The 15,181-nt window shown below is 56.6% G+C and carries 13 protein-coding genes and 1 riboswitch; of the genes, 3 read left to right on the top strand and 10 right to left on the bottom strand.

Going from position 1 to position 15,181, the window contains the following annotated elements:
- Nucleotides 1–2 precede the first annotated feature (2 nt).
- Entirely contained in the window at nucleotides 3–533 is a 531-nt protein-coding gene (locus QPL98_RS12280) for an RNA pyrophosphohydrolase (RefSeq protein ID WP_011784333.1), read from the bottom strand.
- Between the two features lie 182 nt (nucleotides 534–715).
- Between QPL98_RS12280 and QPL98_RS12285 the strand changes: the two genes are divergently transcribed.
- Nucleotides 716–1,372 (top strand): HAD family phosphatase, encoded by a 657-nt coding sequence (locus QPL98_RS12285; protein WP_041656166.1) that lies wholly within the window; start codon nucleotides 716–718, stop codon nucleotides 1,370–1,372.
- Nucleotides 1,373–1,530: 158 nt separating this feature from the next.
- Here the strand turns inward: QPL98_RS12285 and QPL98_RS12290 are convergent, their stop codons facing one another.
- Genes QPL98_RS12290 through QPL98_RS12300 form a run of 3 tightly spaced genes read right to left on the bottom strand, consistent with a single transcriptional unit; the run spans nucleotide 1,531 to nucleotide 4,064 of the window.
- Nucleotides 1,531–2,727, bottom strand: coding sequence for a class I SAM-dependent rRNA methyltransferase (locus QPL98_RS12290; RefSeq protein WP_303293354.1), 1,197 nt, complete (start codon nucleotides 2,725–2,727; stop codon nucleotides 1,531–1,533).
- Between the two features lie 6 nt (nucleotides 2,728–2,733).
- The gene (gcvH, locus tag QPL98_RS12295) at nucleotides 2,734–3,126 is read right to left on the bottom strand and encodes a glycine cleavage system protein GcvH (RefSeq protein ID WP_022992066.1); all 393 of its coding nucleotides are present in this window, start codon (nucleotides 3,124–3,126) and stop codon (nucleotides 2,734–2,736) included.
- A gap of 47 nt (nucleotides 3,127–3,173) precedes the next feature.
- Nucleotides 3,174–4,064 carry a LysR family transcriptional regulator gene (locus tag QPL98_RS12300; protein WP_023007627.1) on the bottom strand — a complete coding sequence of 297 codons (891 nt, stop codon included), beginning with the start codon at nucleotides 4,062–4,064 and terminating at the stop codon, nucleotides 3,174–3,176.
- A 113-nt stretch (nucleotides 4,065–4,177) separates the two neighbouring features.
- Here QPL98_RS12300 and metE point away from each other — a divergent pair, with 113 nt between their 5' ends.
- On the top strand, nucleotides 4,178–6,448 hold the full coding sequence (gene metE / locus QPL98_RS12305) for a 5-methyltetrahydropteroyltriglutamate--homocysteine S-methyltransferase (RefSeq protein WP_199452529.1): 2,271 nt from the start codon (nucleotides 4,178–4,180) through the stop codon (nucleotides 6,446–6,448).
- 63 nt (nucleotides 6,449–6,511) lie between these two features.
- Here the strand turns inward: metE and QPL98_RS12310 are convergent, their stop codons facing one another.
- The 6 genes from QPL98_RS12310 to thiC form a co-directional block, all read right to left on the bottom strand.
- Nucleotides 6,512–7,090, bottom strand: coding sequence for a DUF2931 family protein (locus QPL98_RS12310; RefSeq protein WP_199452530.1), 579 nt, complete (start codon nucleotides 7,088–7,090; stop codon nucleotides 6,512–6,514).
- Between the two features lie 38 nt (nucleotides 7,091–7,128).
- Nucleotides 7,129–9,189, bottom strand: a complete 2,061-nt coding sequence (locus QPL98_RS12315; RefSeq protein WP_303293356.1) for a DUF2235 domain-containing protein — start codon at nucleotides 9,187–9,189, stop codon at nucleotides 7,129–7,131.
- Nucleotides 9,190–9,302: 113 nt separating this feature from the next.
- The gene (gene cpdA, locus QPL98_RS12320; protein ID WP_303293357.1) at nucleotides 9,303–10,109 is read right to left on the bottom strand and encodes a 3',5'-cyclic-AMP phosphodiesterase; all 807 of its coding nucleotides are present in this window, start codon (nucleotides 10,107–10,109) and stop codon (nucleotides 9,303–9,305) included.
- 210 nt (nucleotides 10,110–10,319) lie between these two features.
- A complete protein-coding gene (locus QPL98_RS12325; RefSeq protein ID WP_278350779.1) occupies nucleotides 10,320–10,805 on the bottom strand; it encodes a DUF1249 domain-containing protein in 486 nt (161 codons plus the stop codon).
- On the bottom strand, nucleotides 10,802–11,422 hold the full coding sequence (locus QPL98_RS12330) for an NUDIX domain-containing protein (protein ID WP_114434797.1): 621 nt from the start codon (nucleotides 11,420–11,422) through the stop codon (nucleotides 10,802–10,804). Before QPL98_RS12330 ends, QPL98_RS12325 begins: the two co-directional genes overlap by 4 nt.
- Before the next feature lie 114 nt (nucleotides 11,423–11,536).
- Nucleotides 11,537–13,414 (bottom strand): phosphomethylpyrimidine synthase ThiC, encoded by a 1,878-nt coding sequence (thiC, locus tag QPL98_RS12335; RefSeq protein WP_303293358.1) that lies wholly within the window; start codon nucleotides 13,412–13,414, stop codon nucleotides 11,537–11,539.
- 80 nt (nucleotides 13,415–13,494) lie between these two features.
- A riboswitch (TPP riboswitch) is annotated at nucleotides 13,495–13,608 on the bottom strand.
- A gap of 137 nt (nucleotides 13,609–13,745) precedes the next feature.
- Between thiC and QPL98_RS12340 the strand changes: the two genes are divergently transcribed.
- Nucleotides 13,746–15,149 (top strand): TolC family outer membrane protein, encoded by a 1,404-nt coding sequence (locus QPL98_RS12340; RefSeq protein WP_303293359.1) that lies wholly within the window; start codon nucleotides 13,746–13,748, stop codon nucleotides 15,147–15,149.
- Nucleotides 15,150–15,181: the final 32 nt, after the last annotated feature.

The raw sequence follows: 15,181 nt of genomic DNA on the forward strand, positions 1-15,181 counted from the left end.
CGTCATTTCTGATGTTCCTTCATACGCCGTGGGTTCTCGGCCCGGTGCCACTGCTCCATGTTATGAAACAGTCTTGGAGCCAGCTCCCTCAACGCGCGCCTGTATACTTCTCGTTTGAATGAAACCACCTGCCCCAACGGATACCAGTAGCTCACCCACTGCCAGCCGTCGAATTCCGGTGAATCCGTGCCATCCACGCGTACGTGCGCGTCTGGCGATAACATCCTCAGCAGGAACCATTTCTGTTTTTGCCCCACGCATACGGGGTGCGAGTTATGGCGTACCATCCTCCTCGGAAGCCGGTAACGCAGCCAGCCCCGGGTGCAGCTGATGATTTCCACATCGCTGGCACACAGGCCGATTTCCTCTCCAAGCTCCCGGTAGAGTGCATCCTCGGGGGTTTCGTTGTGCTTGATCCCACCCTGAGGAAACTGCCAGGAGTCCTGCCCTATTCGCCTTGCCCAGAGAACTTCTCCCCTGTGGTTGGCCAGAATGATTCCGACGTTGGGTCTGAAACCGTCTGAGTCGATCACGGCACAGTCCTCGTAGTAGTCGGCTGCCGGTTATTTTTTAACCGGCGAAAATTGTCCAAGTTGCTCTCATTCTTACAGAAACCCAAGACTTCGGCAAACGGAGCTGTTGGCGGCACGTTACTGGCGTGCCGTGGTAGACTGTCGCCTTTGCCATAAGGCCTGTACGGATGGGAGGGGAAGGCTTGACGCTCGCGATTTTTGATCTGGATAACACTTTGCTGGCCGGGGACAGCGACCACGCCTGGGGCGAATTCCTGGTGGAAGAGGGCATGGTGGATGCGGAGGAGTACAAGCGGGCCAACGACCGCTTCTATCAGGAATATCTGAATGGAGAGCTGGATGTTTTCCATTACCAGCGCTTTGTACTGGCCCCCCTCACCCGCCACAATCTGGAAGAGCTTGAAGGCTGGCGGGCTGCTTTCATGGCCAAGAAGGTGCAGCCGATGATGCTGGACAAGGCGGTGAAGTTACTCGCGGATCATCGCGAGCGGGGCCACACGCTGATGATCATTACGGCAACCAGCCGTTTTATTACCGAACCTATTGCCGAAATGCTGGGAGTGGATCATTTGATTGCCACTGAGCCAGAGCTGGTGAACGGGAAATTCACGGGTGAAGTGGCGGGCACACCGAGTTTTCAGGAGGGCAAGGTGGAGCGGCTGAATGACTGGCTGACTGCCCACGGCGAGAGCCTTGAGGGCGCCTGGTTCTACAGCGATTCCCACAATGATTTGCCGCTGTTGCGGAAGGTGGATAATCCCGTGGCGGTGGACCCGGACCCTACCCTGGAGAAAACGGCAATTGAGAATGGCTGGGCGGTGATGTCTTTGCGGGATTGATCTGGGCTGGTGCTACCGGACCGGCCTGGGGCAGGGAGGGTTCTTCCGGGATACGCTGTGAATACATCCATGTACGCTCGACAAAATCATCCATGATTTTGACGATCCCGGAAGAACCCTCCCTACCCAAGGCCTAAGCTTTTATCGGGTCTGGCAACTCACAGAAATCCAGTCAACGACCGCACAAAGCAGGACTTGATATAGTCCGTCTCCGGAATCCCCGGTACGATCGGATGATCCGGCGCCTGGTGACCCTGTTCCAGCAACTGCACAAACCGGTCGATCTTGCGGCCGCTGCTACGAATAATATCGATCAGCTTTTCCTGGGAAAGGTGCATGGAACAGGAGGCCGACACCAGCAATCCGTCGCGCTCCAGCAGCCGGAGCCCCAACTGATTCAACCGGGCATAAGCCTGCTCACCGGCTTTCTGGTCCCGCCGGCGGGGAATCAAGGCAGGAGGGTCCAGCACAACGATGTCGAATTTTTCCTTTTCGTCCGCCAGGGCTTTCAGGGCATCAAAGGCATCACCTTCAATGGTATCCACGTTTTCCAGCCCATTCAGTTTGGCGTTGTGGTGTACCGCATCTACGGCGGCTGACGATGCGTCCACGCAGGTCACCCGGGATGCGCCGGCGCAAGCGGCCTGAATGCCCCAACCACCCACGTAACTGAACACATCGAGAACCTTTTTCCCGGGCGCGTAGGCCTGCAGGCGCTGGCGATTCATGCGGTGGTCGTAGAACCAGCCGGTTTTCTGGCCGCCCGCCAGGGGCACTTCAAAGCGGGCGCCGTTTTCTTCTACCAGCACGGTGTCGGCTTCCGGACCGTGGGCAAATTCCACGTAAGTATCCAGCCCTTCTACCTTGCGCATTTTGCCATCGTTCTTCAGCACGATTATGCGGGCATGAGCCAGGCGCTGGACGGCACGGACAATAGCCTCCTTCATCTGCTCCATGCCGGCGGTGGAGATCTGCACTACGACGACATCATCAAACCGGTCTACCACCAGGCCAGAGAGACCATCGCTGTCGCCGAATACCCAGCGATAGAAGGGTTTATCAAACAATCGCTCCCTCAGACTCAGGGCCGCCTCCATGCGATCAGTCAGCCGCTTGGGCGTCATGCCGTGAGCAGCATCACGACTGATCAAACGACCGCAGATCAGGGCATGGGGATTCACAAACGCCACCCCCATCGGTTTGTCGTTCGATGCCCGAACCTGCACCTGCGCGCCGGGCTGAAACTCCGTCAGCGGGCTGCGGCGGGTATCCACCTCGTTGCTGTACACCCACAAGTGACCGGCCCGGAGACGACGTTCTGCGCCTTTGCGCAGGTAGAGAACGGGAAAATCCATCAACGATTATTCCTCAGCGGCCACGTGTTCAGCGTAGGCAGCCGCATCCATGAGGCCCTCCAGCTCGCCTTCGTCGGCCAGCTTTACCTTGAACATCCAGCCATCGCCGTAGGGGTCTTCGTTCACGATTTCCGGCTCGTCTTCCAGCTTTTCATTGATCTCGATGACCTCGCCGGTTACCGGGCTGAAAACGTCTGAGGCGGATTTCACGGATTCTGCCACGCCGGCTTCTTCGCCGCCGTTTACCGTTGCGCCCGTTTCCGGCACACCGATGTAGACCACGTCTCCCAGCTGCTCCTGGGCAAAATCGGTGATGCCCACGGTGGCGGTGCCGTCAGCGTCAACGCGCACCCACTGGTGAGTTTCGATGTACTTCAGATCAGAAGGGATTTCACTCATGATTTGTGTGTCCTGTGATAATTTTCCGCGCAGTTTAACCGAAGAGACTAGTTCCAGCGAATGCTGCGGGCCAGCTTCACGAACGCGTTCAGATAATCCACCGCCTCGTCACGCTCCCGGAAACCCAGAAAAATCTGTTTGGGCATACCTTGTTGACCGAGTTTCAGGGCTCTGATGGGCATGTTCCGGGCATAGTCATCCACCAGCCAGCGTGGTAACGCACTCACCCCTCGCCCTGCAGCAACCATCTGCAACATGATATCGGTGGTCTCAATGGTCTTATGGCGTGCCGGTGCGGTATGCGCCGGCAGAAAAAACCGCGTGAAGATGTCCAGACGCTCTACTGCCACCGGATAAGTAATCAGCGTTTCTTTTTCGAGTTGATGCGGCTCTACCCATTTTTCATCGGCAAGCGAATGATCTTCCGACACCACCAACACCTGTTCATAATCGAACACGGGCTCAAAACGTACACCGGGCTTATGCAACGGGTCCGGGGTAACCAGCAAGTCGATATCATGACCAAACAACGCGCCCATGCCGCCGAACTGGAACTCCTGTTTCACATCCACATCGACATCCGGCCACTGCTGCAAGTAAGGGCCTACTACTTTCAGAAGCCATTGATAGCAGGGGTGACACTCCATGCCAACTCGCAAGCTGCCGCGCTGACCTTGGGCAATCTGGTGAATCTGCATCTCAGCGTGTTCAAACTGCGGCAGCAACCGGTTGGCCAATGCCAGCAACTGAACGCCAGCTTGGGTAAAACGCAACTGGCGCCCCTCGCGGAGCCAGACCGGCGTGCCCAGTTGCTGCTCCAGCTTGCGAATAGCATGGGACAGCGCCGACTGAGTGAGGTGTAGCTGTTCCGCCGCCGCCGTCAGTGAACCCTGGCGCTCCACGGCTCGCATAATCTCCAGATGGTGCCGCTCGACCATGGCCTCTCCGTGAATTTTTCTCATGATTTGGTGAAATAATACCATTTTTATTCATGTAAAAGCCCGCTTAACCTTGAGACCTCATTCAACGCACAAGATTCAAGGACTCGATCATGGCAACCACACATAACCTCGGTTTCCCCCGTATCGGTGGCCAGCGCGAACTGAAATTCGCGCTGGAAGACTATTGGGGCGGCCGGCAAACCGAACAGGAACTGGCCATTACGGCGGCCGATCTGCGCCGGCGCCACTGGCAGCAACAGGCCGGGCTCGACTATGTGCCGGTGGGCGACTTTTCCCTTTACGACCAGGTGCTGGATATGTCCGTCACTCTGGGAAACCTCCCCATCCGGGCCGCCAGCAAAGAAGGCTCGGAGCTGGATGCTTACTTCCGTGCCGCACGTGGCCGGGGTGCCAATGATAGCCCCTGCTGTGCCACTGCCGCTGGCGAGATGACCAAGTGGTTTGACACCAACTACCACTATATTGTGCCGGAGCTGACAGCTGACACTCACTTTGAACTCAATCCGGAACGACTGTTAACACAACTGTCCGAAGCACGGAAACAGGGACTCAACGCAAAACCCGTGATTATCGGCCCGGTGACCTATCTCTGGCTGGGAAAAACCTCGGATGGAAGCAATCCTCTGGATTTGCTGGAGCGCCTGCTACCGGTGTACTCCCAACTCCTGGAAGCCCTGGCGGATGCCGGTGCGGAATGGGTTCAGATTGACGAACCTGCCCTGGTCACGGATCTGGACGCCAACTGGCGCTATGCCTTCAATCTGGCTTACCACCAGCTCAAAGCGAACCGCCCGAAACTGCTATTAGCCACCTATTTCGGCGAGCTCAGGGACAATCTTCAACTGGCGTGCGAATTGCCCGTTGCAGGCCTGCACATTGATGCTATCAGCGCCCCGGCTGAAGTCAGTCGCGTGGCGGACTGGCTACCTAGCCACAAGGTGCTTTCGCTCGGGGTGGTCAATGGTCGCAACATCTGGAAATCGGATCTGAACAGCACTCTGGGCTGGTTGGAGCCCCTGAACGAAAAACTGGGCCAACGTCTGTGGCTGGCACCGTCCTGCTCGCTCCTGCATGTCCCTGTCGACCTCTCCCGGGAACAGGAGCTTGATAGCGACATCCGCAACTGGCTGGCGTTTGCGGTTCAGAAACTCGACGAACTGCAGATTCTTGCCAGAGCACTGAACGAGGGCCGCAGCAGCGTGCGCGCCGAGCTGGCAGACAATCAATTGGCCATTGATAGCCGCCGAAACTCCCATCGCGTGACCAATCCGGAGGTTCGAAAGGCCGTTGCAGCCGCCACATCTGAGCTTGGCAATCGCCAGAGCCCCTACCCTCAGCGAATCGCCCGCCAGCGGGAGAGACTAAACCTGCCCGCCTTCCCGACCACGACTATCGGATCTTTCCCACAAACCCGCGAGATTCGACAGGCGCGGCTGCAATTCCGTAAGGGCGAGCTGAGCGAACAGGCTTACATCGAACAAATGCGAGCAGAAATTGTTCGCTGCGTGGAAGCGCAGGAAAAGCTCGGACTGGATGTTCTGGTACACGGCGAACCGGAACGTAACGACATGGTGGAATACTTTGGCGAGCAACTGGACGGCTATGCCTTCACGCGCTTCGGCTGGGTTCAGTCTTACGGTTCGCGCTGCGTGAAACCGCCGATTCTGTTTGGCGATATCCGCCGACCCCAGGCCATGACCGTGGAATGGATCCGCTATGCCCAGTCGCTGACGGACAAACCAGTGAAAGGGATGCTGACCGGCCCGGTGACGATTCTGAACTGGTCTTTCGTGCGGGATGATCAGCCTCGCAAGGATTCCTGCCTGCAACTGGCCCTGGCGATTCGCGAGGAGGTTCAGGATCTGGAACAAGCCGGCGTGAACATCATCCAGATCGACGAAGCCGCTCTGCGCGAGGGCCTGCCGCTGAGACAGTCGGACTGGGCAACGTATCTGGAGTGGGCGATCAACAGCTTCCGCATCGCCGCCAACGGCGTGGATGACAGCACCCAGATCCATACCCATATGTGCTACTCGGAGTTCAACGACATCATCGAAGCCATTGCCCGTATGGATGCCGATGTCATCACCATCGAGACCTCACGGTCAGACATGGAACTGCTGGATGCTTTCCGGAGCTTTGAATACCCCAACGACATTGGACCGGGCGTATACGACATTCATTCGCCCAACATTCCGGACAAGGAACACATCATCAACCTGATGACTCTGGCGGCTGAACGTATCCCCGCAGAACGGCTGTGGATTAACCCGGACTGCGGCCTGAAAACGCGGAAATGGGAAGAAGTGACGCCGGCACTGGAAACCATGGTGGCGGCAGCGAGGGAGCTCAGAAACTAGATTTTACAAACTGCAATCTGCGGGTGCGGCCAGGAAAACGCACCCGCAGATTTAGCGGTGCGACTACCACTTGTCGAGCTGCAGGCCATGCTCTTCCAGGTAATCGCCATGCTCTTCCAGATAAGATGCTGTGGCACTGGCAAAGTCATCGGGGTCACCATCAACCTCAGTGGCTGATACACGCATCACCTCCACTGCGTTACTTCGCTGGCTCATCATCCACATTACGACCTGGCCGCCGGGGGCCAGCCCAAGTACCAGTGAGCTCCGAGGCCTCAAGCCGGTTGTTCCGTCCGGATATGAGTGTGCGGCTGGCTTACGCATCTTGTCTTGAAGACCCTCCGGAACACGAATCAACGAGAAATAGAATTTTTGCTCTGCAAATGAAAACCAATGAAGGGCGATCAGGCTGGGGAAGGGAGACATTTCGCCACCGCCAACCCGGCGGGGGCCAAATTCCCCAATCCAGCAACAAGAAACTGAACCAACAGGGTACCACCAGCTCCTTTCACCAGGTTTTTCCAATTGCAGATGCACAACCCGCATCTGGTATTGCTTAGGTGCGGCGACACCAATGTATAGCGGAGACTCGTCTTTCGTCCAAGTGGAGCAGCCGGCAATAGCAAAGGCTAGTGCGAGCATTAATGCAATCCTTAGCAATCTACACATTACGAAATCTCTCAATTGTTGGGATGGATGGTTCGCTTTCCAGAGTCTGCCGGCGCATTTGGGCTAAAGTGTCGTCCGAGACGAAAAGTGGCTACGAGGCCCTTCACCATTGTTCGAAGGGGATTATAGTTCGCTGAATAGTGAGTATATCGCTGACGAATCAGTGCGCGCTGCTCTGTGCTTAGCGAAGGGCTGTCGGAACCGGAGGCAACCTGATCAAGAATTGTTTCAGCAATTGACTCCAAATCCTCTGGCAATTTTGCCCCGTCGCTACTATTGATATCACGGAATGGGACACCGGCTTCCTTTGCCAGTTCACACATTACTTTTAACGCTATAAGTGAATACTCTCCCCGAACCTCACGAATCATTCGCAACGCCAATTCAACCCGACCGTCAGGCGCCGGATGAGATGAGACTTTTTTGTAGATTCCCAAGTAGGAATCCGCCTCAGCGCCAAACCCAGCGGTCGCTGAGTCATATCTTTCGGACAATTGATCTGGTGAACTACGCTCTCCAACCCAGCCTTCTGAGACAATTGTCGACCTGAGTTCCTCCAGATTATCCCACTGCATAGTCTGTTCCGGCCAACGATGCCGACTGGTTGGAATCAAATGGTATGGGGTCAGGAGGACATCCTCGCGTTGCGCATCTGGATAACCTCCTCCGATATCTGAATGTACACCAGGCAAAGATATTTCACGGAATGCCTCTGGCAGACTCCCATCAGCATTACGTAGGCTATTCAGGGAAAAGTTTTTCCTGACTTCGTCGGCGGCAACAATATGCACAGCGCGCTCAACATGTGCCGGGTCGAGGGAGACCCTTACAGGTTCATTCAGACTATTGCCGGGCGCAAAATCCAGCAATAACGGATTCACGATAGCCGCAACCGTATCGAATAGCCCAACAAAGCGAATTTTTGTTTCTTCAGGCCAATCAATACCCTCTTTTCGAAATGCCTCACCCAGCGCCCCACTCTGCCCCTTCTGTATTTCGTATACGGCATGACGCGCGGATGCCGCTCCGCGACTAAATCCGAACAAATCAACCTTCAGAACTCTAATCTGTCCAGGAAGCTCCAGCTCACTAACTCGGTTCGCAGCATTGGCGAAAACATCGCGAACCTGACTAACTATACCCGTCTCACCCATTCCTGAAATCGATCCAACCAGCGAATCACCTTCGCCAGTTTTAGTACCAATTCCAGGTGCATAGACCCATAGCCGATGGATTACTCGATTCCCAGACTTATCTTTAGTTTCGGCATAATGAGTAGCCAGTTTCGCCACATTACTCGGCGCATTGCCATAACTCCCACCCATTGCCAGAGACAATCGATACTCACACTCCTCCAGGGAAATATCGCCGCGCTCAAAGGCCTCAACGCACTCGGTCGCCACGCGCTCCTCCAGTTCCCTGGAGTTTTCAGCATTGTTGAGGGTGCCATCAGTAAAGATGCCAATTTCGAGATGGATTTCCGGAGGTGCTTCAGTGGTGGAAGATTCGGTCGTCTTGGTCCGTGCAGAGACAGGCAAAACGTTTTTCGAGAATAAGCTGGGTGAGCCGCCGGATTGAACGTCTTGCCGCGAAGCCTGCTCGCGCTGTTTAAGGCGATACTCCATCGCGAAATCGCCTGAAGGCAGACTTCCCACGCCCAGACTGCCCTGAACCCGCAAATCTCCCGGGGTAATACCGTGCTGATTCAGAGCGTTTACTCCGGCGCTGATTTCGGGATCGACTCCGGCCTCTGTCACTTGCCAACGGCCCTCGCCTCTCTCCCCCTCACGCCAACGCACGACGGGTGAGGATGGTGCTCCATCAATACTGTCAAAAACCAGAAGAAGTCGCCCATCCCGTATTTCCCGGAGGACATTTTCGATATGCGTATTGCGCTGTAGATTGAACGCCCGCGCTCCCAGACCGTAAGTTGCCGGCTGTCCAAGGAGGCGCTCCAGATTCATGTTGGGGTTGTTCTGAATAAAGCGTCGGGCTTTTTCCAAGGCAAAAAAGGGCGATTCCAGCCCTGGCAGATCCGCAGCCCGCAGATCCTGAGGTTGTATGATTCTCATTCCAAGTCATCCGTTGACGAGTGCTGATCTTCCCTGTGAAATCCCCTTCACAGGGTTGTCATATTATCAAAGCCGTCAACGTAAACCGTGATCTGCCTTCAGCCAGACCCGAATCAATACCCGGTACTCTTCTCGTCGAGGTCAAACTCGAAACTTTCCGCTCGGCGGACTTCCGTCTTGAAGCTGCCTGAGGGATCAAGTTCCAGCCAGCGATAACCCGGTGCCAGAGGTTCCACGGCAAAGTCACTGGATCCTGTGGCGAACTGGATGCAAGTAGAAGGCGTGGCCAGCAGGCAAGCACCGTTGCGCTGCTGTTCAAGCTCTTGATGGATATGGCCCCACAGCACTACCCGAACCTGCGGATGCCGGTCAATCACCTGCCAGAAGGCCTCCCGGTTTTTGAGCCCGATTTTTTCCATCCAGTCTGAGCCGATATCCACCGGGTGGTGGTGCAGGCTAACCACAGCAGGCATCTCTGGTTGCTCGGACAAAGCCCTGTCGAGAAAACTCAGCTCATCGGCCGAAAGCTCTCCAAACACCTTGCTGTGTACCGAGGAATCGAGCATGACAAACTGCCAGCCGCCCTGGATCCATTGTTTCTGATCAGAGCCGGACTCCGCCGCAATGGAAGATAAGAGCGCGGAATCGTCATGATTGCCAGCAATCCAGAGCGAGGGGCAATCAAACGCCTTCAGTTGTTCAGCGAAATAGCGATACGCCTCCGGCGATGCATCCTGGGTGAGATCTCCGGTGGCAAGAATCAGGTCGGGCTGGCCGTGATTGCGAAGCACTTCGTCAATCACCGCCGCCAGGCTGTCACGGGTGTTGACTCCCAGCAAGGCGCCATCCGCAGACGCCATCAGGTGCGGATCGGTAAGCTGCAACACATTGAGTGGGCGCGCCGTTGTGGGTTTGGTCATGCCAGGCCTGTTCTGTTTTCTGCAAGCAGTTGATAATCCAGACAAGTGTACGATGGCTTAGTTCAGATTGATTGTTCACGAATGGAAGGTGGATCACATTCTGACCAGCGGCACGCTATATTTTGCAGTATTTGACAACCCTGCCACAGGTCCGACAACCGGCTTTATAGACTTTCGGCGAACTGAGAAACCGTTCAGAGATGAGGGTTTTCAATCGATGCCTTCGCCCGCAGACCAGGCTGCATGCTCCATCGGCAGGTGCCCGAAACGCAGGCAGTAGTCCAGCCAATCGGCCAGGAAGCCGTTCACCTGAACCTTTTCATCCGGGTGATGCATAAACCGGTTCGGATAGTCATTCACGGACGCAATCTGTCGTTGCCGGTAGCAGCTGATTACTTCGGCCATGAGGGCATCGTGGTATACGCGCACTGTCATCCGCGGGTTGTTCAGCCATCGGCCGCTGTTGTGGACTTGCTCCAGCAGCAGGGTTTCTGTGAATCTGGCCGTTTGCAGCACTTCAATTCGCACCCGGCCCAGGTACTGGTTCTCCCGGTGCAGTTCGAACTCACATACGGGTTTGCCATCCACCTCAAGTTGGCGCAGCTTGCGCAGGCGCTGATAGTTGCCGTCGCAGAGCGCCCCCAACTGGCGCAGGTCCGGCACATATTGCCTGGGCCGCTTTACCCACTCCGTCATGCTTGCCACTCCCGCTGCAAACGCTCCCGGTTCAGTTGCAGCCACTGGATGGCAATAATCGCGGCGGCGTTATTGATGCGGCCATCAGCAATCATGGCAAAGCATTCTTCCGCTGACACCACGTGGCTGAGAATGTCCTCGTGCTCATGTTCCATACCGAAAACACCACCAGCCTCGGCGGTGCTGATCTGACCGCAATACAGGTGGATCATTTCCGTGGTACCGCCGGGGGAAACCAGGTAATCGCAGATTTTGTCCAGGCGACTGAAACTCAGCCCAGCCTCTTCCTGACCTTCTCGCTGGGCCACCTCTTCCGGACTCTCACCATCCTCATTCATGCCAGCAACAAGTTCCAGCAACCAGGGGGACTGGTTACGGTGGAGCGCCCCCAATCGAAACTGCTCCAGAAGTACAACCTCGTCGCGCGCCGGGTCGTATGGAAGCACGCAGGTGGCATCACCCCGGATAAACAGTTCCCGGGTAAAGACGGGCATGTCGCGACCATCGAAGCGTGGATGCGTCAGCCAGAGTTTGTCCATTCGGAAGAAGCCCTGGAACACGGTTTCACGTTTTTCGACTTTGACGTCGCTGGCGTTGAACTGGAATGGTTTTGGCATTACTTCACCCGGTTGCGCATTCGGCCTTGAACGATAGCCGGAGCCACGGCGGGGTGCAAGTTAACACCCCGCCAGGCTCGGATTCACGCCATCACGGAACCAAGTGAATGCGGGTCAGATCTTGTCGTAGATCTTGCTGCCCGATTCCACAAACTCCCGTGATTTCGCCTGCATACCGGCATCAATCGCCGACACCTCATCGATACCGTGCTCTGCCGCGTAATCCCGGACCTCCTGGGAGATTTTCATGGAGCAGAACTTGGGGCCACACATGGAGCAGAAATGCGCCACCTTGGCCGATTCCTTGGGAAGGGTTTCGTCGTGGTAGGCGCGGGCAGTATCCGGGTCCAGCCCCAGGTTGAACTGGTCTTCCCAACGGAACTCGAATCGCGCTTTGGACAACGCATTGTCGCGGATCTGGGCACCCGGGTGACCTTTTGCAAGGTCTGCAGCATGCGCGGCGATCTTGTAGGTGATAATGCCGGTTTTCACGTCGTCCTTGTTGGGTAGTCCAAGGTGTTCCTTGGGCGTGACATAACAAAGCATGGCACAACCGTACCAACCGATCATGGCCGCCCCAATGCCAGACGTGATGTGGTCATAGCCTGGGGCAATATCGGTGATCAGCGGTCCGAGCGTATAGAACGGCGCTTCGTCACAGCATTCCAGCTGCTTGTCCATGTTCTCCTTGATCAACTGCATCGGCACATGGCCGGGGCCTTCGATCATGCACTGGACGTCGTGCTTCCAGGCAATTTTGGTGAGTTCTCCGAGGGTTTCCAGTTCACCAAACTGGGCGGCATCATTGGCATCGGCAATAGAGCCCGGGCGCAAGCCGTCACCAAGACTGAAGGAGACATCATAGGCCTTCATGATTTCGCAGATGTCTTCAAAGTGCTCGTACAGGAAACTTTCCTTGTGGTGAGCCAGGCACCACTTGGCCATGATGGAACCACCTCGGGACACAATGCCGGTGGTGCGTTTGGCGGTCAGCGGTACGTGGTGAAGGCGCACGCCGGCATGGATGGTAAAGTAATCCACGCCCTGCTCCGCCTGTTCAATCAAGGTGTCGCGGAAGATTTCCCAGGTCAGATCTTCGGCCACGCCGCCGACTTTTTCCAGGGCCTGGTAGATGGGCACGGTGCCGATGGGGACCGGGGAGTTGCGGATGATCCATTCCCGGGTTTCGTGAATGTTCTTTCCGGTGGACAGATCCATGATGGTATCCGCTCCCCAGCGAATGCCCCAGGTGAGTTTTTCCACTTCCTCTTCAATGGAGGAGGTCACTGCCGAGTTGCCAATGTTGCCGTTGATCTTCACCAGGAAGTTGCGGCCGATGATCATCGGTTCGATTTCCGGGTGGTTGATGTTGGCGGGAATGATGGCGCGGCCCCGGGCCACTTCATCCCGAACAAACTCGGGGGTAATTTCAGGGGGCAGGTTGGCACCGAAGGACTGGCCGGGATGCTGTTCCGCCAGCAAGCCGTTAGCCCGGGCTTCCTGCAGTTTCATGTTTTCCCGGATGGCAACGTATTCCATCTCCGGCGTAATAATGCCCTGGCGAGCATAGTGCATCTGGGATACGTTTCGTCCGGGCTTGGCGCGCAGTGGCTTTCGCTCGTCCATAAACCGAAGGGGATCAAGCTGAGGGTCTTTCATGCGGCGGCGGGTGAATTCGGAGGTGTAGCCTTCCAGTTGCTCTACATCGCCCCGTTCGGCAATCCAGGCGGCACGAACCGGCGGCAAGCCCTTACGCAGATCGATAGTGGCTTCCGGGTCTGTGTAGGGCCCGGAGGTGTCGTACACCACCACCGGCGGGTTCTTTTCGCCACCCATTTCAGTGGGGGTGTCGCCCACGGTAATTTCCCGCATTGGCACCCGTAGATCGGGTCGGCTACCCTGCACGTATATTTTTCGTGAGCTTGGTAATGGTTTGATTGCTGCGGAGTCTACTTTTGCGGAGTCGCTGAGGTATGCTGGTAAGTCCGTCATGATCTGCTCCCGGGTGGTCTTGTGGTATCGGGTCGCGTATGACGGAGTTGCGACAAATAGCCGTACAGGCATGGTGTCGCGGTTCATCTGGCCTTAATCCCTACGCCGGTATTATCCGGATCAGGTCGCGGGTTCTGCGTTGCAATCTCAGCCGATCGCCAGTTTATGGCGAATCAGCACCCCGTCAAGACGCGATTCTGAATTCGTTTGTCCACAAAATACGTGGACTTAGCAAGTCTAGAGACGGGAACGATTATTGTCCATAATGGTCAACCAATACCTTTGGGTCATTGCCGGGCAGATTCCCGGTGTCAGTATTTCAGGAGAACCAATGAAAAAACGTTTACTTCCAGGATTGATCACCCTGCTCGCAGCCCAGCCTGCGCTTGCTCTGGATCTGATGGAAACCTACGAGAAAGCCCTGTCTTACGACTCCGGCATTGCCTCTGCCATGGCACAGTTCCAGGCCCAGCAGGCCGCCAGTGATGTGAGCAAGAGCGCCCTGCTGCCCAAAATCTCGGCGGTTGGGTCAGCAAGCTACACACGTTTCGAGCCCAGGAATATACCCGGGGGGGCAAACGCCGATGAGCTGACGCGGCAACTCTTCTCGGGAGACAGTTATCGAACCTACCGCTACGGCGTCGAGCTGACCCAGCCACTGTTCCGGGCTCAAGACTGGTTCAGCTACGAAGCCAGCCAGTTCCAGGCCGAGGCGGCCGAGGCCCAGTACAACCTGGCCCAGCAACAACTGATTCTGGATGTGGCAACCGCCTACTTCGATGTCCTGCGCGCCAAGGACACCGTCACAACCGCAAAAGCGACTGAAACGGCCATCCAGCGCCAGTACGAACAGGCCCGGGAACGGTTTGACGTGGGGCTCATTGCCGTCACCGAAGTCTATGAAGCGCGTGCCAGCTACGACGATGCCAGGAGCCAGCGCATCGCCGCCGACAACGACCTGAATGTGGCCAGGGAACAACTGGCCCGGTTAACCGGAGAATATCCGGACGCCATGGAAAATCTCAGGCAGAATTTTCCGCTCGGGCGCCCGGAGCCCATGGATCCGACTTCGTGGGAAGCAACCGCGGTGGAGCAAAACTGGTCTATTCAGGCGGCCCTGAGGCAACTCAATGCCAGCGAAGCCAGCCTGAAAGCGGCAAAGTCCGGTCATTTGCCAACCCTTGAGCTGAGCGCCTCCTACCAGGAAACCAGTCTGGAGAACGCCCTTTCTACCCAGCAGGAGGGCAACCAGTCCGTTGCCTCACTGTCACTGACCATCCCGCTCTACACGGGCGGCGGCACCCAGGCCGGCGCCCGGGAACAGCGTTCGCTGGTCACCGCCGCCGAACAGGACCTGAATACGGTGCGCCGGGATGTACAGGTGAACACCCGCAGCCTGTTCCTGACCGTGAACAACAACGTGGAGACAGCCTCTGCCCTTGAGCAGACCATCATCTCCCGCCGCAGTGCACTGGATGCAACCCGCGCCGGCTATGATGTAGGTACCCGGAACATTGTGGAAGTGCTGGATGCAGAACGTGCGTACTACGTGGCCCTGCGGGATTACGCCAACGCCCGCTATGACTACGTGATCAACACCCTGCAACTGAAGCAGGCGGCAGGCACCCTGAGCCCGCAGGACCTGATTGACCTGAACAACTGGCTCAGTGAAGGCGCTCAGGGCATAGAGGCACTGGCCAACGATGAGGAAGTGCTGGACGACCCGATGCAATAACGCTGGCCTTGAGCATTACACCAGCCAGGCGG

Origin of the sequence: Marinobacter sp. ST-43 (genome assembly GCF_030541085.1) — a bacterium.
GTDB lineage: Bacteria > Pseudomonadota > Gammaproteobacteria > Pseudomonadales > Oleiphilaceae > Marinobacter > Marinobacter nauticus.

Excerpts from the sequence above, each read along its gene's own strand:
- QPL98_RS12290 (WP_303293354.1), bottom strand. The coding sequence starts at position 2,727 with ATGGATTTTCCCGTTCTCTACCTGCGCAAAGGCGCAGAACGTCGTCTC.
- gcvH (WP_022992066.1), bottom strand. The coding sequence starts at position 3,126 with ATGAGTGAAATCCCTTCTGATCTGAAGTACATCGAAACTCACCAGTGG.
- QPL98_RS12300 (WP_023007627.1), bottom strand. The coding sequence starts at position 4,064 with ATGGTCGAGCGGCACCATCTGGAGATTATGCGAGCCGTGGAGCGCCAG.
- metE (WP_199452529.1), top strand. The coding sequence starts at position 4,178 with ATGGCAACCACACATAACCTCGGTTTCCCCCGTATCGGTGGCCAGCGC.
- QPL98_RS12310 (WP_199452530.1), bottom strand. The coding sequence starts at position 7,090 with ATGCTCGCACTAGCCTTTGCTATTGCCGGCTGCTCCACTTGGACGAAA.
- QPL98_RS12315 (WP_303293356.1), bottom strand. The coding sequence starts at position 9,189 with ATGAGAATCATACAACCTCAGGATCTGCGGGCTGCGGATCTGCCAGGG.
- cpdA (WP_303293357.1), bottom strand. The coding sequence starts at position 10,109 with ATGACCAAACCCACAACGGCGCGCCCACTCAATGTGTTGCAGCTTACC.
- QPL98_RS12325 (WP_278350779.1), bottom strand. The coding sequence starts at position 10,805 with ATGACGGAGTGGGTAAAGCGGCCCAGGCAATATGTGCCGGACCTGCGC.
- QPL98_RS12330 (WP_114434797.1), bottom strand. The coding sequence starts at position 11,422 with ATGCCAAAACCATTCCAGTTCAACGCCAGCGACGTCAAAGTCGAAAAA.
- thiC (WP_303293358.1), bottom strand. The coding sequence starts at position 13,414 with ATGACGGACTTACCAGCATACCTCAGCGACTCCGCAAAAGTAGACTCC.
- QPL98_RS12340 (WP_303293359.1), top strand. The coding sequence starts at position 13,746 with ATGAAAAAACGTTTACTTCCAGGATTGATCACCCTGCTCGCAGCCCAG.